Source organism: Paenarthrobacter sp. NPDC056912 (assembly GCF_042786555.1).
In the GTDB taxonomy this organism is placed as follows: domain Bacteria; phylum Actinomycetota; class Actinomycetes; order Actinomycetales; family Micrococcaceae; genus Arthrobacter.
The window spans coordinates 22,618-40,046 of sequence record NZ_JBHUCD010000009.1; the positions used below are offsets into that span (position 1 = coordinate 22,618).

Consider the following 17,429-nt stretch of genomic DNA (forward strand, 5'->3'; position numbering starts at 1 on the left):
GTGTTGGGTCAGGCCGGTTGCAGTGACTTGGACACGGAACGGTATTTGGCATAGAGCAGCAGACCGGTTGCTGATTCGACCACTGTGAGCCCCAGGAAAAGCAGCGCAAGCGAGTCACTCACCAGCAGGAGCGTCACGCTGACCGCGATGTACAACAGCGACGAGACGACCCGGATCCAGAAGACCTGTCGCACCATCCCTGCGCGGCGCAGGTATGTGAACGGGAGGGTGCTCGGGATGCTGACGAGCTTCCAGAGGCACGCAAGCGACAGAGCACCCAGGGTCACCACGTTCCAGGCAGCGCCGAACAGGTTGTGGAAGACACCGGACACTTCAAGGACAAGGATGAGCGCAATGGCGACGACGCTCAGGGCAGACATGCCCAGGGTGAGATTTCTTGAGTGCGCACCGAGAAGGCGGGTCCGCATGTAGCCGAGGATGGGCTGGAGAACCCCGAGCACGGTGATTGTCGCCTTGAGGGCTACCGCTTCTTCGTCACGCTGGAGCAGGTACACCGTGGCTACGATGCCCAAGGGAACCAGCGCCACCATGGCTGTTTCAACGGTGATCCAGGCGGTAGGGGCAAAACGTGGACGCCCCAGGACCTTGTAAGGGGTCTTGAAGGCGCGTATCAGGATGGCTGCGGCCATCGCCGTTCCCAGGACAGAGACAGCCCAAGGGGAATTCTGTTCTGAAAGAACCAATGCTGCTGCCGCCCCCAGGATCAGTGCGGCAGCAGTCAGCGCCTCCATCTTCCATCCGGCCGTGTAGGCCGCATGCATTCGCCCGATCTGAAGGGCCACCATTGCACATGGCAACCCCACTGCAAGGACTGTGATGGAGCTGGGAAGTACCACCATCCCGAGGGTTCCAATCACCCCCAACGCCGTAGCCCACGCTGGAATGTACGTCTTGTCGGCCAATCGGGAATCAGCCATCCGAGGCTCAAGCAAGCCCGCAGCGACCACACCGGCACAAAAGGACCCAATACTGAGGACCAGCGCAATGTGGGCTTGCTCGTCGAGCAAAAAGAGTCGGGCAGCGACAGCTTGGAACGCGGCAGGCACAATGGCTGTGACCGCTCCTGAGGCCACCATGACCAGCGACTGGAGCACGCTGCTCCGGGTGGCCGAAGGGGTGGTCATGCTTTGACGCCCACTGCGTTGTGGAGGCTCTCGGCCAGAGCCTGGTATGCCTCGTTGGTGTCTCTCGCGACTTGGTTAACTGCGGAATCGTAGGTGAGGCGGGTTCCTTCGTCGTCGAGCAGGCGGTGCAGTTGGGCGTTTACTTCCATGGGATCGAAAGAGAACGCGTTGTGGACGTACTCTTTGAGCCCGAGATCCTCAAACGCGGCAAAGCCCTTCCGCTCGTAAGACAGATGAATGACGTAGTGGCCTGCTTGCAAGGCCATGAGGGCCGCGTGCAGACGGACAGCAACCACTACCCGTTTGGCGGAGGTGGCATCCAGGAGGTCCTCGCGCCTGAGGATTCGTTGTGGCTTGAGGCTTTGCATGGGGGACAGGTCCTGGTTCCCACCGGTTTGGCTCTGCACATAGCCATCGAAAGTGCCCACCAAACCTGCCAGCTCGACGATGGGTGTGGGCAGTGCGCCACGGAGGTTTCGAACCGAGTAGACAGGTGTCGGCTCCACCGCATGCGTTGTCCGTGCGGGAACACGGAGGACGGCCATATCCGGTGCCCGCCGCACAACGGACGGCAGCGCGAGTTCTTGGACGGTGCGGTCGTCCCGTGCCCAGACCCGGCTGAGTCGTCCCAGTTTCCGCCTGAACCACGGCAAGCTGTTCAGCCGCAGGGGGCCGATGCTTTGCGGGAGATAGACAACCTTGGCTCCATGCCTGCTCGCTGCCTGTAACTGCACCCCATGGACCAAAAGCGCCTTGGCCAGCTCGACGCAGTTGCCGCCCCGCAGGTACCCACCGCCGACGCCGACTATGAGGTCGAATGTCTTGAGACTTCCCAATGTGGAGAGGTATTCGCGATCGTAGCCGCGGAGGGTTGGCTTGCTTCGGCGCAACGAGACACCGGGAAGGTCGAAACTCTCGGGATCTGAGGCGCAGAGGGTGAGATCGAGGTCCTCGGCCGGGAATGTCTCATTAATGAGCTCGATGGCCTCGGTGACAAGCATGCCGTCACCAATGTTGTTGGCGCTGTAGCCGTGGAGAATGAGAACCTTCATCGCTGCAACACCCGCTCGTAAACCTCGGCATGCGCGTCCACGCTTGAATTCCAGCTGAAGTGCTTGGCCCAGGCCAGACCGGCTTCCCGGACATTGTCCAGTGCGGTGGAGCTGCCAAGTGCGTCCGCAATGCCCTGGGAGATTGATGCAGCATCCGTATCAGCGAACAGCAGGGACGGACCCGCAACTTCTTTGAGCGAGCCACGGTCCGAACAAATGACCGGGGTTCCGGCGGCCAGGGCCTCGAGGACCGGAAAGCCAAAGCCTTCGTAGAGGCTCGGGAAGGCGAAGAGAGCGGAGTGCTGCATCAGTGCCACGCGTTCGTCATCGTCAACGAAGCCCACATACTCGATTTCGGCAGACTGAATGGCTGCCATGGATTCGGCCGCATTCCACGCAGGCTTTCCCGCAATCACCAGCTTTACGCCGAGCTCCTTGAGCGGCGGGAGCGCGAATGCGCGTACAAGTTCCACCAGATTTTTCCGAGGCTCGATGTTACCGAGGTAGAGCACGTACGGGGTGGTCCGGAGGTGTTTCAGCCTGTCACTTAGCTCGCGGCGGTGGGCGAAGTACTCTGTGTCCACGCCGTGGGGAATGGTAGTGATCCGTGAAGGCTCAACTCCGAAAACTGCAGATAGATCGTCGGCACTCGATTGGGACACGGTGATCACTGCATCTGTGGATTGGATGGCTCGCTGCACGCGGGTTCGCCAGATCTTTTCCTGCCGGGCTGATCTCGCTGTCGTAATCCAACGGCTGGCAACGCCGTGGACTGTGACCACGGACGGCGCGCGGGTGGGCAGCAAAGGGCCCGTATCCGCGCTGTAGTGCAGGACGAAGCCAGGCGTAGCCGGTAGCGTGAGGCCCTGCCACGTCTCTTGTACTGCGGTCAGTGCCGCTCGCTTTGAGGAACTGAGCTGGGCAATTTCAACGCCACGAAGCTCAAGGCCCTTGGCGATTTCCCTGGCATAGGTTGTGTTGCCACCCACGTGGCGGGAGAGGATCCGCGAGGGGAAGGACACTCGTTTGAGCCTGTTCAACGATCGGGGCCTTTCAAGTCGTAGAGGTCGCGAAGAGCAGTGTGCAGGGTCGAACGGTTCATACGGGCCAACAAGGCACGGTTTGCAGCCTGCGCCAGCGCCCTTGTCTCCGCATCGTTCAGAATGGCGGCAACAAGCTCGGCTACGCCGATTGGATCCGCCGCTTGCAGGAGTCCGGAACCTTCAAGCGCGCTAATGGTGCGTGCCGCAATCGGTACGCCCTGAGCAGCGGCGTCGAGGATGCTCAGTGGAAAGCCTTCATAGGCGGCTGTGTGAACGTAGACGGCGCTGGATGCCAGGGATTCGGCCACACCGGAGGCATCGAGCCACCCGGTCACTTCAATTCCGGCTTGTTCCAATTCCTTGCGCAGTTGTGGTTCTCCGTCCCCGATCCATTGAAGGCGTACCGACGGAATCCTGTCGCCAAGAGCTGTGGCCACATCACGGAAAAAGTCCGGATCTTTTTGGCGGGCGATCCTGCCAACCATGGAGATTACTGGAACCATATCCTGGCCGCCCGCGTCTCCTGGTGCCGAACGTGTGGCGACAGTAGGCAGGTTGGGGATGGGAACGCATGTTGCCGAAGGACTCAATGCCCGGACAAGCCGTTCCTCATGAGGAGTCAGTGTCCCGAACTTCCACGTTCGGTGCGCGAGGATCTTCTCGACACCCCTGTAGACCCGGCGCTGCACCGCTGAGGTGTGCGGATCGTCGTGCTTAAAGCAATGCGGTTCATAGACAACCGGTGCAGCCAGGCGCCGTGCCCGTGCGTAAAGGCCGGAAAAGCTTGAATGGGCATGCACAACTCCTGGTGTCACCAGCTTCACCGTGGCGCCAACAGCAGCGATTCGGTTGAACAACCCCGTGCCCAAATCATGGTGTTCCACGTTGAGGCCATGCCAGACGGTAGCGGGGCTCCCTTTCAGGAAGGGAGACAGGACCAGATGGGTAAACTCCTCAGGGCTGTTCTCGATGTAGCTCCGAACAGCTTTGGGTACCCCTCCGTCCACGCGATCGACCACGTGAAGAATCCGATGGGTATTCGTGGCTACCAAGTGGCACCTGCCGGTTTGTAGGCAAAGCCGTGGTGGCCGACATCGAGCGAGCTGAAAAGCTCGTGCCAGTATCTAATAATCGCCACGCTCCCCCATTCATTGGCGTGTCAGATGCACACTCCTGGCCCGGGGCAGTACCTCACCCTAAATTGGATTTGGCAGTGGTAGCCACAACGGAAGAAGCCTGAATTCCGACCAAATCTAGGATAACTGATCCCCGCGCCATTCCAGCTTTGTGTGGATTGTTTACCGTAAGTGCCCTGTCCAATCGGCTGGCATGAATTGCGGTAGATTTAATAAGGGAAAATAGCAGGTGCGTGCTGGAATGTTGAGCTGTTCCGCACCGTTTACACCGGTCCAAGGGGAGGGCGGCGAATGACGAGCTGGGTAGCAACCGCTTACGGCGCGCTGGATCTCCGTGGCTGGCACGAAAACCAGTCGGACGTCGAAGTGATGCTCCTGGCCACACTGCCATCCGAGCCGATCGGGTTGGCAGGAATGCCCGCCGGCCTTTGGCGGAAGTTGATCGAGGGTCCGGTGCAGGAAGGCGATCTGCAGGAAGATGAACGAGCCCTGGTCCACGAGTTCGAGGCAGCGGGTATCGCTTCCCGAAACGCGGCGCATCCGGCACGCATACTTGAGCTCAATGTCCCCTGGCTTTCATCTCCCGTGCATGAAATGGTCTACGCCTTGGTTGGCAGCGTCGCCAGGGACCACGGAGTGGATGTCGTAGCCATCAAAGGCCCAATGCTTCACCGCCAGGGGTTGCGGGCCAGGGAGCATTCCGGCGACGTAGACGTCTGGGTCGACCCCCGCAGCATGGAGGCTCTGTGCGACGCGTTCGAATCCTGGGGATGGAATGGGCAGGCAGACCAGTGGTCAGGCCTCTCCTTCAACCATTCGGTTGCGCTTGAGCCTGGTGCCTGGGGCTGTGAACTCGACGTGCACCGGCACGTTCCCGGTTGCGCCGAAGCGGACTCAGTGGTTTTCGCAAAGGTCATGCAAAGTTCCGAAAAGACGATGTTCGCCGGTGTTTCGATGTTGACGCCCGAGCTTGCCGCACACGCCGTTATTCTCGCACTTCACGATCTCAGGCCCGAGGCAAGGCATGGAAAAACCTCGGCCGAGGCTGAAGAGCACGCTGAAAAGCTGAGACTCGCTGGAGAACGCGCGCTGGAGTTCGCACACGGTGTCAAGGCCTCGGCTGTCCTGGAGCCGACACTAAGACTTGCCTTTCCGGCGGCCCGCCTTCGTGTGGACCATGAGATTCCCATGAACTGGAAGTGGCGGGAAAGCAAAGGCTGGTGGAGGGCGTACTGGATGATTTTCACGTCGCTTCCACCCGAAGAACGCCTGCTTTTCCTGCGGAGGGCTGTGTGGCCGCAGGCGGAGGTACTGGCCGCGTCCGAGATCCGGGCGGGACGGTCCATGCCAAGTTTGGTAGCTGCCAGATTCCGAAGGATCGGCAAGCTCTTCCGCTGGTAACTTCCTGATCGCCGAGACGTCGTGGGAATGCAGTGCAGATCGGCCATGGGGGCCACACAATATTGAGGGTGTTTGTATGGGGAATCAGATCAACCAAGGCTTGGGCAGATGGAACAAGAGTGCCGCTCCGCTGGACACGCGTGCCTCAGACGAAAAACGCGGGAACGGTGGGCGCGCCCGGCTGGCTTCATCCAGGGAACTGTGGAATTCCGGCCCATGGTTTCAGCGTTTCATGCTGCTCAGCGTTGTCTTCATGCCCTTCCAATATGCACTGACCCTTTCCGTGGGATTCCCGCTGAAAATCAGTGAAGTTTTCGGTGTCCTGGGCATCGCCTTCTTTGTCCTGGGACGGAGGGCCGAAGGACGAAAGCCGGACATCGCCAGCATCGCCGTGTTTCTTCTTGCCCTTGCAACTGTCTTCTCAGCGTTGGCCAACTTCACCCCGCCCAGCGGTGGCCTCAGGTCGGTGGGGTATGAACGCGGATTCGAGACCGACCTTCTTTTGTACAGCGGATACGCCCTGCTTGCACTCACGTATTGGTCGGTTCTCCGGCGCGTGGACCGGCGGAAGATTGTTCGGGCAATCGTGATCTCCATCTGGCTCTGCGGAGCAGCAGTACTGCTCCAATGGGCCTCCGTTCTGACCGGAAGCACCCAGCTGATCGGGGCCATGGGCTTCCGAACCCTTGGCGTAGACGACACCATAGAGACCCTGCGCTCCGGCCCGTTCCTTGAGGGACAACACTTGGGTTTTTATGCCGGTGGCGCGATCCTGGTTGCGTTGTACAACAGAAGCTATCCGGCCGCTGTAGTTGCGGCTCTTTCGATTCTGTATTCCCAGTCGACTACGGCCTATGCCGGCATCGCAGTCGGAATTGCGATGATCGTGATCCTGAAGTTTTCCAAGGTGGTGGTTCCCTTGCTGGCCACAGCACTGGTAGGCGTGTTGGCATTGCTCTTCTCGGACAGCCTCAGGACCACCCTTGGCAGGCAGCTGGCTAAGATCGGCTATACCGAATTCGCCCCGGATTACCAGTACGCCACAACGTCCTTGAACTTGCGGGGAGTCAAATCCCAGATTTCCTTTGACATGAGTTCAGACAATCCGCTCTTCGGAGTCGGCCCGGGACGTTACGGTGCGTACTTCGACCAGTACGTCAGTGGTCGCCAGTTGCCCTGGATCTACTCCACCGATCAGACCCGCCCCATCGCGGAGAACGCCTATGCACACATTGCGGCCGAGCTTGGCTATTTCGCACTGATTGCGTTCGGGCTGTTGATCGTCTTCCTCCTCTGGCGCAACCGAGGCAAGGCGTCCCTGATGGTCATGCTGGTTCTCTTCGTGGCCTTGGGCGTCTCAACCCAGTCGTCGTGGACATTCCTGCCGATCTGGACATTCTTCGGCCTCCTGGCAGCAGACGACGTCGATGCGGAGGTGCCTCAGACAGCGCCGACTGACGCGCCAGGCGCCCACGTTGGGGTGCCTGGCGCAGGCGTTCGTCACTTACAGGGTCAGTAGGCTCCGTCTTTGCCGACGACGGCTTTGGCTGTCCGGAACAGGATCATGATGTCCTGCGCCAGGGACCAGTTCTCCACGTAGTAGAGATCCAGACGAATCGATTCTTCCAATGAGAGGTCGTTGCGTCCGCTCACCTGCCATAGCCCCGTCATGCCCGGCTTGACCAGGAGCCGCCGCACCGAAGCGAAGTCGTACATCTCCACTTCACGGGCAACCTGCGGACGAGGTCCCACCAGACTCATAGTGCCATTGAGCACGTTGAAAAGCTGGGGGAGTTCGTCGATGGAGTAGCGGCGAATCCAGGCCCCCAGTCGCGTCACGCGCGGGTCATCTTTCATCTTGAAAAAGATTGCGCTGTCTTGGCTTTGGGCAATGAACGCGTCCAGCAGCGTTTCGGCATCGTTACGCATCGAGCGGAACTTGACCATCTTGAACGATTGACCGCCCTTGCCGATTCTTTCCTGGAAGAAGAACGCCGAACCGGGGCTGTCCAGCTTGACGAGGAGGGCAATCACCACCATCGGTACCGCCAGCACGAGAAGAACAATCGAAGAGAGGCAAATGTCCAAGGCTCTTTTGGCGAACGCCTTCATGCCGCTGAGTTTGGGCGTGGTGACATGGATCAGCGGGAGCCCTGCCACAGGCTGCATATGGATTCTGGGCCCGGAGATATCGGTTAGCGCCGGGGCGACGATCATCCCTACGTCCCGGGCAGAGAGCGCCCACCCCAACTGCCGCAGGAAAGCAGGCTCCAAGTGCGCTCCGCCGCAAACGGCCACGGTATCTGCTCCGGACTCCGCGATGGAGTCGAGAACCATCTCGACGCTGGGCGATGATCCAAGAACGGGGAGTGCGGTTTCGTGAATGGAGCCCGAATCCGTGACCACCGCGGCAACGGGTTTGTATCCGGACACGATGTGCTGGTTCAGCTTCTCTGACAGGTGGTTCACATTGTTGGGCGCTCCGATCAAAAGCACTCTATGAAGGTTTCGTCCGTCGAGCCGGCTCCGGTGAAGCGTCCTCCGTTGCGCGAACCTGACTGCCAGAAGCAGGATGACTCCGAGGGGAAGCGCCACCGAGACGTAGCCCCTCGCAGTCTGTAATTGGAAGACGTAGGAGACAACTGCCAGGGCTCCGAAGAGCCACAGGGACGTCACGGCCACCCGCTTGTATTCTTCGGTTCCGGTGCCCAGGACCTTGCGGTCCCTGGTCCCACCGAACCCCAAGGCTGCTGTCCAAGCGACGATTAGGACCACGGAGAGCGTGGAGTAAGAGAGCTCCGTATCTCCGCCGGCAACGGTTACGTCCTCGGTGCCGAACCGGAGCAGGTGGGCCCCCGCGACGGCCAGGACAACGCATGCCAGGTCAAGAAATCTCATCTTGATGCTTTGGGCCCGCAACCATGTAGAGCCTTCAGCTATACCGAGGCTTTGCGATGCGGCAGCGAATGTGGTCATAGCCGTTAGCTCGAGAACTGCGGAGCAGCAGCGAAGAACGGCCGTGTGACCACCTTTGGTACAAAGTACGACAAAACAACAAATCTATTCACTCTTCAGCCCCCATAGCTGTGCCCCCATCGCCCCTGCCGGCGAATGTGAATCGAAGACGCAAGCGGCACCACTCGGTGTTACTTGACACTTCAAGGCCATCGTAAATGGACTTTAGTTACATCTCAAATTGCGAAGACAGGCTGATATTCATGAGCACCATAAAAGGAATCGCAAGGCTCCTGAGATGGTTTATTTTGTGCAGCATTTGAAAATATCCGCGCAAGCAAAGGCGCCTGATAATGTCCATTCTGCGCAACTATTGGTAATTTCTGCGCACGTGAGGGTGGATTGATTTGCTCTGTTTTGTGCAGATTTTGATAAATTGCGCGCAGTGTCGAGTCTGTTATGCGGCAGTCTCCTCCCTGGCCTTATGTCCGCGGATGCGGGTGCTGCGCGCGGGGCTTTGTGATGGGCGGGGGTGAACTCCGCCAGGCGGGAGTCGGTAGGGGAACCGCGCGTCAGGGGGAGCCGGTCCTTGACTGAAAACGCCCGTTCCGCATATTCTGAACGAACGGTCGGTAATTTATTAGGAGCAACCATGGCATCGCAGAATCTGCAGTCAGTGCCCGCTGAGCTGTCCCCGGAAGAGCAGGAGCGGGAGGCGGCCGGCAAGGCGTATTTTGATCGCATCATCTCGGAGGACTCGCGCATCGAGCCGCGCGACTGGATGCCGGAGGCTTACCGCAAGACTTTGCTGCGCCAGATCTCGCAGCACGCTCACTCGGAAATCATCGGCATGCAGCCGGAAGCCAACTGGATCACGCGCGCTCCGAGCCTGAAGCGCAAGTCCATCCTCATGGCCAAAGTCCAGGACGAAGCGGGCCACGGCCTGTACCTGTACTCGGCAGCCGAGACCCTGGGACAGACCCGGGACAAGATGATGGAAGACCTGATTGCCGGCAAGGCCCGGTACTCGTCCATCTTTAACTACCCCACAATTTCCTGGGCAGACATGGGAGCCATCGGTTGGCTTGTTGATGGTGCTGCCATCTGCAACCAGGTGCCCCTGTGCCGTGCCTCGTATGGTCCTTATGGTCGCGCAATGGTGCGCATCTGCAAGGAAGAGTCGTTCCACCAGCGCCAGGGTTTCGAGATCCTGCTTGAACTGTCCAACGGCACGCCTGCGCAGAAGCAGATGGCCCAGGATGCCGTAAACCGTTGGTACGCGCCGTCGCTGATGATGTTCGGACCGCCGGATGACGATTCACCCAACTCCAAGCAGTCCATGGCCTGGAACATCAAGCGCTTCAGCAATGACGAGCTGCGCAGCCGGTTCGTCGGCATGATGGTGGAGCAGGTCAGGGTCCTCGGACTGACCCTCCCGGACCAAGACGTTCGTTTCAACGAAGAAACCAAGAAGTGGGAGCACGGACCCCTGGACTGGAATGAGTTCAAGGAAGTCCTGGCCGGCCGCGGCCCCTGCAACTCGCAGCGCATCGAGCGCCGCCGTGAGGCACACGAAAACGGTGCCTGGGTTCGCGAAGCCGCCGTTGCGTACGCCCGCAAGCAAGCACAGAAGGAACGCGCAGCATGACCCCCAACGAACAGCCCCACGAAGAAACCCCCTGGTCTCTCTGGGAAGTCTTTGTCCGTTCCAGCCGTGGCCTGTCCCACGTGCACGCCGGTTCCTTGCACGCACCGGATGCCGCCATGGCCCTCCGGAACGCCCGCGACCTTTACACCCGCCGCAACGAAGGCGTGTCCATCTGGGTTGTCCCGGCCGAGGCGATTTCCTCCAGCGATCCTGACTCCAAGGGCTCCTTCTTCGAGTCCCCGCAGGGCAAGGACTACCGCCATGCCACGTACTACACCAAGAGCGAAGGCGTGAAGCACCTGTGACGAACCACGACACTGACTTCGCCATCGAAGGCCACGGCGACATTTCCGTCGGCGTTCACGGAGCCGGCGCTTCCGGTGACGGTTCGGCCAGCGCCACCCGCATCACGCCGGGCAACGCGTTGCGTCCCGAAGACATCGCGCTGGAAATCAGCCGCGGACAGGTCAAGCCCAGCGACGACGTCGCCGAGTTTGCCCTGCGCGTCGGCGACGACGGGCTGATCCTCGCCCAGCGACTGGGCCACTGGATTTCCCGTGCTCCCGAGCTTGAGGAAGACATCGCCCTTGGCAACATCGCACTGGACCAGTTGGGCCACGCACGTTCCTTCCTGACCTACGCCGGTGCCGCCTGGGGTAAGTCCGAGGACGACCTCGCGTACTTCCGCCGCGAGCACGAGTTCCGCTCTGCTCACCTTTTCGAGCAGCCCAACGGCGATTTCGCGGTGACCATTGCCCGGCAGTTCATCGTGAGCTTCTACCAATATGAGCTCTACACGCGACTCATGGAGTCCACGGACGCCACTGTTGCTGCCATCTCGGCGAAGGCCGTGAAGGAAGTGGATTACCACCGCGACCACAGCGCCCAGTGGGTCCTGCGCCTGGCTGGCGGAACCGACGAGTCCCGCGAACGCATCGTCCAGGGCTTCAAGCTCGTCTGGCCGTATGTGGACGAACTCTTCGAGGACGACGAACTCACCACCCGCCTGGCCGAGGCCGGCGTCGCGGTTCAGCCCTCCAGCCTCCGCGCCGAATTCGACCGCCTTACCGGCGAGATCATGGCTGAGGCCGAGCTGGAAATCCCCGGCGTCCCGCAGTCCCTCGGCGGCGGACGCAAGGGCAAGCACTCCGAGTTCCTGGGCTACATCCTTGCTGAAATGCAGGTACTGGCCCGCGAGCATCCCGGCGCGAGCTGGTGACCAGCATGACCACCTTGTCAGGGACGCAGTCAAAGACAGCGGAGCAGCGCGCCTGGGACATCGCGTCCACGGTTTGCGATCCGGAGATCCCGGTCCTCACCATCGAGGACCTGGGGATCCTCCGCGGCGTGCGCGTTGTCGAGTCGCCTGAGGCGGCCACCGCTGACGGCAGGCACGACGACGACACCTCACGTACCGCCGTCGAAGTCACCATCACGCCCACGTACTCGGGCTGCCCGGCGATGGACGCCATTGGCGACGACCTGCGGAAGGCCTTCCTGACCGAGGGCTACGCGAGTGTGCACATCAACTTGGTGTTGTCGCCGGCATGGACCACGGACTGGATGACCGATTCGGGCAAGGCCAAGCTGGAAGAATACGGGATCGCGCCGCCCACCGGCATGGCTGCCGCGGGCGGTCACTCGGGTCCCGTCCGCCTGAGCCTGGCCGTGAAATGCCCGCAGTGTTCCTCGCTCAACACCAAGGAACTCACCCGCTTTGGTTCCACCTCCTGCAAGGCGTTGTTCGTCTGCCAGGACTGCAAGGAACCCTTCGACTACTTCAAAGTCCTCTAAGGAAGCAGCCATGACCACCGAAACACAGACGGCCAGCCGCCGTCGTGCGTCTTTCCATAACCTGACCGTCGCAGAAGTCCGCCGCCTTACGGACGACGCCATCGAGGTCACTTTCGGTGTTCCCGCCGAGCTCGCCGGGCAGTATGACTACCTTCCCGGCCAGTACGTCGCACTGCGCACCACGCTGCCCGACGAGTCGGGCGAGCCGCACGAGGTCCGTCGCAGCTACTCCATCTGCGCAGAGCCGCGCAGCTTCGAGGACGGCAGCAGCGAGATCCGGGTGGCCATCAAGAAGGACCTGGGCGGGCTGTTCTCTACTTGGGCCAACGCGGAGCTCAAGGCCGGCGACGTCCTGGACGTCATGAGCCCGCAGGGTGCATTCATTTCGCGGCACGGCAAGGACGGCTCCTCCGTCCAGCACAACGTCATGAACTCCATGAACCACCCGGAGGAGCTGGCAGGGGAGCCCGGAAGCTTTGTGGCCATCGCCGCCGGTTCCGGCATCACCCCTGTCATCGCGATTGCGCGGACACTGCTCGCTGCCAACCCGGAGACCCGCTTTGACTTGGTGTATGCCAACAAGGCTGCCATGGACGTCATGTTCCTGGAGGAGCTGGCGGACCTGAAGGACAAGTACCCGTCGCGCCTTGCGCTGCACCACGTCTTGTCCCGCGAACAGCGCATTGCGCCGCTGATGACCGGCCGCATTGATTCGGAGAAGCTCCAGTCGCTGTTGAGCAGCGCGATTCACGCCGAGGATGTGGACGAGTGGTTCCTGTGTGGGCCGTTCGAACTGGTCCAGCTGTGCCGCGATACTCTCGCTGCCCGCGGCGTGGAGCCTGAGCATGTCCGTTTCGAGCTGTTCACCACCGGCCGTCCTGACCGCCCCGAAGGCAACGCTGGCCGTCCCGTTGTGGAGGACGAGTCGCAGGACACCTTCAAGATCACGTTCACGTTGGATGGCCTGACCGGCGATGTCGCCAGCCCCACCCACGCCCGCGAGTCCATCCTCAACGCCGCGCTGCGCGTCCGCCCGGACGTCCCGTTCGCGTGTGCCGGCGGCGTCTGTGGCACCTGCCGCGCCAAGTTGATCACCGGTACGGTGACCATGGATGAGAACTACGCCCTTGAACAGGACGAGCTGGACAAGGGCTACGTCCTCACCTGCCAGTCCCACCCCACCAGCGAAGAAGTTACCGTCGACTTCGACGTTTAAGGAGTCCCATGATCGAGCTCTCCATTGCCAACGGCATTGCCGAAATTGTCATTAATGCCCCCGAAAAGCTGAACTCGCTCAACGAGGACGCACTGGCCGAACTGGATAAAGCGTACGACGACGCTGCTGCCGCCGCCTCAAGCGGCGAGGTGCGGGCGCTGCTGCTTCGCGGCGAGGGACGCGCCTTTTGTGCCGGACGCGACATTGCCGCCGTGACTCCTGAAACCGATGACGCCCAGGCGTACCTCGGCGGACTCGTGGAGCCGTTGCTCAAGAAGATGGCGGCGTTCCCGGCGCCGACGTTCGCTGCAGCGCAGGGTGCGTGCCTCGGTGTGGGGCTTGGGCTGCTGCTCGCTACGGATGTGGTGTACGTGGCGGACAACGCCAAGTTCGGTTCACCCTTCGCCAAGCTTGGTGCCACGCTCGATTCCGGCGGGCATTGGTACTTCGCCGAACGCCTCGGTATGCACCGTACCTTGGACCTGATCTACACGGCCGACCTCATCTCCGGGGCCGAGGCTGTGGCGCAGGGGATGTTCAGCCGGGCGATGCCTGCCGAGGTTTTGCTGGATGAAACGCGGGCGATTGTTTCGCGCGTTGCTGCCGGCGCGACTCAGGCCTTTGTCGCGTCGAAGGAGCTAGTGGCCCACATCCGCGACCAGCGCCTGGGCCTCTGGGATTCCATGGTGGAGGAGAACGCCGAGCAGGCACGCCTCTGCAAGACCGACGACTACGCCGAGGGCTTCCGGGCTTTCCAGGAGAAGCGGGCTCCCGTTTTCAAGGGGTCGTTGCCCGCGGCGGGGTTGCGGAGCGAGTCCTAGACGAAGTCGTTCAGGAGCTTGTACCCGGCAACTTTTCCCTCCAGGGAGATGACGGCCATGCCGTTGTCCGCAGTATTCACGTCGGTGAGAGCACCGTAAGTGAGGGCCGGGACCGCCGTGCCGCCCTTGACGCACGGGAACGCTGAGAAAGATCCTGCGCCGGGAGCATCCTGATAAGGGCCACGAGGGGGCATGGTGTACGTCGTCTCCTTCAAGCACACGAAGACGTCCTCGAACGATGTGCCTCGGTATTTCCCGGTGGCGGTGTCCCAAAGGTTTGCGCTCCAAAAAGTGCCTGCAATAACCCGGTCTCCACGGCTTAACGATGGCAAAAGGCCGTAGTCGCCCCAGCTCCGGACCTCTACCGCCTTGGTTTCCCAAGCGGCGTCGCCAGTGAGCGGATCGTAGCCAACCAGCTTCGATAGACCACCGCGATATTTCCCGGAGGGGAACTCAATGTGGCCCTCGGTGTATTCGCACCGAACAGGGAAGGCCTCGCCGCCTTCCAGTTTGGTGGCTGTGGTGCCAATGGTCTTGGCGCACTCCACCTGCGATCCTTCGGCTGTCCAGAGAACCCGGGCGCTTGAAGCCCGGAAGCCTACGGTCTTAGTGGATTCGCGCAAATTCAGTGAGAAGGTTTGCTCGGAGAATTTTTCGGGCGCGAAATCCGTAGGGTTGATTCCTGCGGAGCCAACATACAGGTCCAGCTTTTTGGAGTAGATGAAGTGCCAGCCCATGTCGGTGCTGGCCCCTTTGCCAAAGATTTTTTCTATCTCAACTTCCCACAACACCTCGCCATAGGAGACGTGGGCCAGCTTTTCAACGCCGTCCGTCACCACCGAGTACAGTTCTTTGCCCACTGGTCGGAAGTTCCCGATGAGGGGGTTGATGTCGGGACCACCGGATTCCTCGCCGGATTCCAAGTCCACCCAACGTTCCACCGTGTGGGATGCTTCATCGAAGGCGATGAAGCACATGTCTTGGACGTCGTCGCAGGCGAAGGGACGGGTGCTGACAAGTTCTTCCCTCCCGCGATAGAGTTCCTTCCCCGTTTTCAGATCAAAGGCTACTGGGGCAGTCCACCAGGCCACGCCGCCGTCGTTGGCTGGTGGTGTCGCCGCCTGCAGGAAGATCGCCGCACTCTTGCCGGTGGCGGTCCTGGTCACTACAGGTTCAAGCGGGACACCAGGCGCCTCGTACCCGGGATGAACGGGCTGCGTCCACAGCTCTTTGCCATCGGCAACAGAAATGGCATGGGCAGCAACGCCTGCCGCGCTCTTGGCGTAAACCAGTGCAACACCGTCGGCCACCACAGGCTGGCCGATGGGATCCAGCGGAACTTCCCATGCCGCCGTCGTGACTTCTGTGCTTCGCTCCACCGGAGATTTGCTCGGGGCTGGCGTGCTTTCAGGTGCCGGAGCTGGCAATGGGAGGAAGCTGCACGACGCAAGCAGCATTGCTGCGCCGATGGCCGTGATGGCCAATACTGCGGACCGATAACGGTTCTTGCGCGCAGCGGATGGCGAAGAATTCAAGGTTCCCCCAGGAACGTCAGTGGTTCAGCACCTGAAAGGCGATGGTTCCAAACCTGAAATGGCCAACTCAGCGTGGCCCAGAATGAGAATACAGCCCGCAGGCGCATGCATCTGCATGTTTCACTCATCACGCGGTTTCGTCCTGGACCGCCATTTCCGCGGCGTGGGCATAGGACAAACAGGGCAGTTAGCACGCTATTTCGCCGCAGACAGAGGATTTTCTCTTGCCAATAACGGGCGCGTCGGTAGTGTCTATGGCTGATGGGGGAACTCGGCGCGTGCTGAATTCCAATCGATGATGTTCGTCCGAGTTGAAAGAAGCAGCATGAGTAAAGAAGCTACCGTTTCAAAGCCCTATGCCCGCCGCGCAATCGTCAAAGGCGCTGCGTGGTCCCTGCCGGTTGTTGCTGCCGCAGTTGCAGCGCCAGCGGCGGTAGCATCCACTGGTTCCCTGAGCCTCGCCTTCACGGCTTCACAGACGTCGCTCCTCTCGTTGAGCTTGCTGGATGGCGTGGGAGTGATCACCGCACAGGCCCTGACAACTGTTCCCACCATGCTGACGTTCACCAACGGTTCGGGCGCCGTCTCGGGGTTGGCCACGATTACGGTTTCCATTGGCCGTCCGGCAGGCATCAACCTTCCGATCGGCACGGCCCGCGGCTTCGGTGTCGCCGCCTTCGGCGGAACGCCGACCACAGCCGGCCAGCGCACTACTACCTACCAGAGTGCAGCCGTTGTTGGGCAGTACGGGTTTCCCGCCACCACCTGGACCAACAGTCAAATGGTCACCATAGCCAGCAACGGGACCTTGAATGTCCCCATCGTCTTTGGGTTGGCCGGCGTCAGCACGGGTGTAGCCGTTAGCCTGTTGGCCACGTTCCCGGTCACGGTCACTGTGGTCATTGGCGGCCGAACCCTTACGGCCGTGAGCGGCATTTCCGTTCCGGTAGGAGCGGGTCTTCTCTAGGACCGTGGAGAGCTCCGGGCCCGTGCTGTCCAAAGCCGCTGGCCGTCGTCGACGTCTGTTCCGGGCCCCCTGGATGCACGTGGTTCTCGCCTTGGTGGTGGTGGCGCTGGTCCAGGGGTTGTTCGTCAAGGTCTACCAAGTCCCGTCCGGCTCCATGGAGCAGACACTCAACGTAGGTGACCGGATATTGGTGAACCGCACCGCCTATGCGTCTGCGGGACCAGTGCGTGGTGACGTTGTTGTTTTTGGAAAGCCGGTCAGTTGGGGACCGGCTCCCGAGCGGGGATCTGTCCGCACCGCCCTCGGTTGGATTGGTGAGGTGACAAGCATTGGTCCGGGCAACACCGAGTACCTTGTGAAGCGCATCATCGGGCTGCCTGGCGACACTGTGGCGTGTTGCGGTATTGGAGGGCAGCTTCAGGTCAATGGGGCGGTCGTCGCGGAGTCTTACATCTACCAGGACGTCCCGTTTCGGTCGGGTTCGGTTGATTGCTCGACGGCGGTAAAGTCACAGCGCTGCTTCAACCCCATCCGCTTGGGCGAGGATCAGTACTTGGTCATGGGCGATCACCGGTCCAATTCGGGAGACTCCGTCGCGGCGTGCCGGGGCGCTGCTGCGGCTGCGGACTGCGTGAAGACCGTGCAACGGGCGGACATCACTGGCCGGGTGGAGTGGTTGGTGTTCCCGGTTGATAAGTGGGGCGGGATTAAGTAGG

General features: G+C 61.0%; 16 protein-coding genes. 10 read left to right on the forward strand and 6 right to left on the reverse strand.

Annotated features, from left to right (window positions below; genetic code table 11):
• Positions 1-8: 8 nt before the first annotated feature.
• Genes ACFRJ9_RS11505 through ACFRJ9_RS11520 form a run of 4 tightly spaced genes read right to left on the reverse strand, consistent with a single transcriptional unit; the run spans position 9 to position 4,259 of the window.
• Complete coding sequence (locus ACFRJ9_RS11505; RefSeq protein WP_377667716.1) at positions 9-1,145, reverse strand: hypothetical protein; 1,137 nt, start codon at positions 1,143-1,145, stop codon at positions 9-11.
• Positions 1,142-2,197 carry a polysaccharide pyruvyl transferase family protein gene (locus ACFRJ9_RS11510; protein WP_377667719.1) on the reverse strand — a complete coding sequence of 352 codons (1,056 nt, stop codon included), beginning with the start codon at positions 2,195-2,197 and terminating at the stop codon, positions 1,142-1,144. Before ACFRJ9_RS11510 ends, ACFRJ9_RS11505 begins: the two co-directional genes overlap by 4 nt.
• Complete coding sequence (locus tag ACFRJ9_RS11515) at positions 2,194-3,219, reverse strand: glycosyltransferase family 4 protein (protein WP_377667721.1); 1,026 nt, start codon at positions 3,217-3,219, stop codon at positions 2,194-2,196. Before ACFRJ9_RS11515 ends, ACFRJ9_RS11510 begins: the two co-directional genes overlap by 4 nt.
• Before the next feature lie 14 nt (positions 3,220-3,233).
• The gene (locus ACFRJ9_RS11520) at positions 3,234-4,259 is read right to left on the reverse strand and encodes a glycosyltransferase family 4 protein (RefSeq protein ID WP_377667723.1); all 1,026 of its coding nucleotides are present in this window, start codon (positions 4,257-4,259) and stop codon (positions 3,234-3,236) included.
• Positions 4,260-4,667: 408 nt separating this feature from the next.
• On the opposite strand from ACFRJ9_RS11520, the gene ACFRJ9_RS11525 reads away from it, so the two are divergent.
• Positions 4,668-5,777: a nucleotidyltransferase family protein gene (locus ACFRJ9_RS11525; RefSeq protein WP_377667726.1), complete on the forward strand. Its 1,110-nt coding sequence runs from the start codon at positions 4,668-4,670 to the stop codon at positions 5,775-5,777.
• A gap of 76 nt (positions 5,778-5,853) precedes the next feature.
• A complete protein-coding gene (locus tag ACFRJ9_RS11530) occupies positions 5,854-7,296 on the forward strand; it encodes an O-antigen ligase family protein (protein ID WP_377667728.1) in 1,443 nt (480 codons plus the stop codon).
• Here ACFRJ9_RS11530 and ACFRJ9_RS11535 read toward each other — a convergent pair.
• Positions 7,290-8,753: a sugar transferase gene (locus ACFRJ9_RS11535; protein WP_377667731.1), complete on the reverse strand. Its 1,464-nt coding sequence runs from the start codon at positions 8,751-8,753 to the stop codon at positions 7,290-7,292. The two genes, ACFRJ9_RS11530 and ACFRJ9_RS11535, sit on opposite strands and share 7 nt — an antisense overlap.
• Positions 8,754-9,384: 631 nt before the next feature.
• Between ACFRJ9_RS11535 and paaA the strand changes: the two genes are divergently transcribed.
• Genes paaA through ACFRJ9_RS11565 form a run of 6 tightly spaced genes read left to right on the forward strand, consistent with a single transcriptional unit; the run spans position 9,385 to position 14,211 of the window.
• Entirely contained in the window at positions 9,385-10,380 is a 996-nt protein-coding gene (gene paaA / locus ACFRJ9_RS11540; RefSeq protein ID WP_377667733.1) for a 1,2-phenylacetyl-CoA epoxidase subunit PaaA, read from the forward strand.
• A complete protein-coding gene (paaB, locus tag ACFRJ9_RS11545) occupies positions 10,377-10,685 on the forward strand; it encodes a 1,2-phenylacetyl-CoA epoxidase subunit PaaB (RefSeq protein WP_377667735.1) in 309 nt (102 codons plus the stop codon). Before paaA ends, paaB begins: the two co-directional genes overlap by 4 nt.
• A complete protein-coding gene (paaC, locus tag ACFRJ9_RS11550) occupies positions 10,682-11,599 on the forward strand; it encodes a 1,2-phenylacetyl-CoA epoxidase subunit PaaC (RefSeq protein WP_377667737.1) in 918 nt (305 codons plus the stop codon). Before paaB ends, paaC begins: the two co-directional genes overlap by 4 nt.
• Positions 11,600-11,604: 5 nt before the next feature.
• Positions 11,605-12,174, forward strand: coding sequence for a 1,2-phenylacetyl-CoA epoxidase subunit PaaD (gene paaD, locus ACFRJ9_RS11555; RefSeq protein WP_377667740.1), 570 nt, complete (start codon positions 11,605-11,607; stop codon positions 12,172-12,174).
• Between the two features lie 10 nt (positions 12,175-12,184).
• Positions 12,185-13,390 (forward strand): 1,2-phenylacetyl-CoA epoxidase subunit PaaE, encoded by a 1,206-nt coding sequence (gene paaE / locus ACFRJ9_RS11560; protein ID WP_377667742.1) that lies wholly within the window; start codon positions 12,185-12,187, stop codon positions 13,388-13,390.
• Between the two features lie 8 nt (positions 13,391-13,398).
• Positions 13,399-14,211 (forward strand): enoyl-CoA hydratase/isomerase family protein, encoded by an 813-nt coding sequence (locus ACFRJ9_RS11565; protein WP_377667744.1) that lies wholly within the window; start codon positions 13,399-13,401, stop codon positions 14,209-14,211.
• Here the strand turns inward: ACFRJ9_RS11565 and ACFRJ9_RS11570 are convergent.
• On the reverse strand, positions 14,208-15,746 hold the full coding sequence (locus tag ACFRJ9_RS11570; protein WP_377667746.1) for a hypothetical protein: 1,539 nt from the start codon (positions 15,744-15,746) through the stop codon (positions 14,208-14,210). The two genes, ACFRJ9_RS11565 and ACFRJ9_RS11570, sit on opposite strands and share 4 nt — an antisense overlap.
• Positions 15,747-16,071: 325 nt before the next feature.
• Between ACFRJ9_RS11570 and ACFRJ9_RS11575 the strand changes: the two genes are divergently transcribed.
• Positions 16,072-16,713, forward strand: a complete 642-nt coding sequence (locus tag ACFRJ9_RS11575; protein WP_377667748.1) for a hypothetical protein — start codon at positions 16,072-16,074, stop codon at positions 16,711-16,713.
• Between the two features lie 22 nt (positions 16,714-16,735).
• Positions 16,736-17,428 carry a signal peptidase I gene (gene lepB, locus ACFRJ9_RS11580; RefSeq protein WP_377667751.1) on the forward strand — a complete coding sequence of 231 codons (693 nt, stop codon included), beginning with the start codon at positions 16,736-16,738 and terminating at the stop codon, positions 17,426-17,428.
• Position 17,429 lies beyond the last annotated feature (1 nt).

What these genes read in the sequence shown, in the direction of transcription:
- ACFRJ9_RS11505 (WP_377667716.1), bottom strand. Translation starts at nt 1,145, where the DNA reads ATGACCACCCCTTCGGCCACCCGGAGCAGCGTGCTCCAGTCGCTGGTC.
- ACFRJ9_RS11510 (WP_377667719.1), bottom strand. Translation starts at nt 2,197, where the DNA reads ATGAAGGTTCTCATTCTCCACGGCTACAGCGCCAACAACATTGGTGAC.
- ACFRJ9_RS11525 (WP_377667726.1), top strand. Translation starts at nt 4,668, where the DNA reads ATGACGAGCTGGGTAGCAACCGCTTACGGCGCGCTGGATCTCCGTGGC.
- ACFRJ9_RS11530 (WP_377667728.1), top strand. Translation starts at nt 5,854, where the DNA reads ATGGGGAATCAGATCAACCAAGGCTTGGGCAGATGGAACAAGAGTGCC.
- ACFRJ9_RS11535 (WP_377667731.1), bottom strand. Translation starts at nt 8,753, where the DNA reads ATGACCACATTCGCTGCCGCATCGCAAAGCCTCGGTATAGCTGAAGGC.
- paaA (WP_377667733.1), top strand. Translation starts at nt 9,385, where the DNA reads ATGGCATCGCAGAATCTGCAGTCAGTGCCCGCTGAGCTGTCCCCGGAA.
- paaB (WP_377667735.1), top strand. Translation starts at nt 10,377, where the DNA reads ATGACCCCCAACGAACAGCCCCACGAAGAAACCCCCTGGTCTCTCTGG.
- paaD (WP_377667740.1), top strand. Translation starts at nt 11,605, where the DNA reads ATGACCACCTTGTCAGGGACGCAGTCAAAGACAGCGGAGCAGCGCGCC.
- paaE (WP_377667742.1), top strand. Translation starts at nt 12,185, where the DNA reads ATGACCACCGAAACACAGACGGCCAGCCGCCGTCGTGCGTCTTTCCAT.
- ACFRJ9_RS11565 (WP_377667744.1), top strand. Translation starts at nt 13,399, where the DNA reads ATGATCGAGCTCTCCATTGCCAACGGCATTGCCGAAATTGTCATTAAT.
- ACFRJ9_RS11575 (WP_377667748.1), top strand. Translation starts at nt 16,072, where the DNA reads ATGAGTAAAGAAGCTACCGTTTCAAAGCCCTATGCCCGCCGCGCAATC.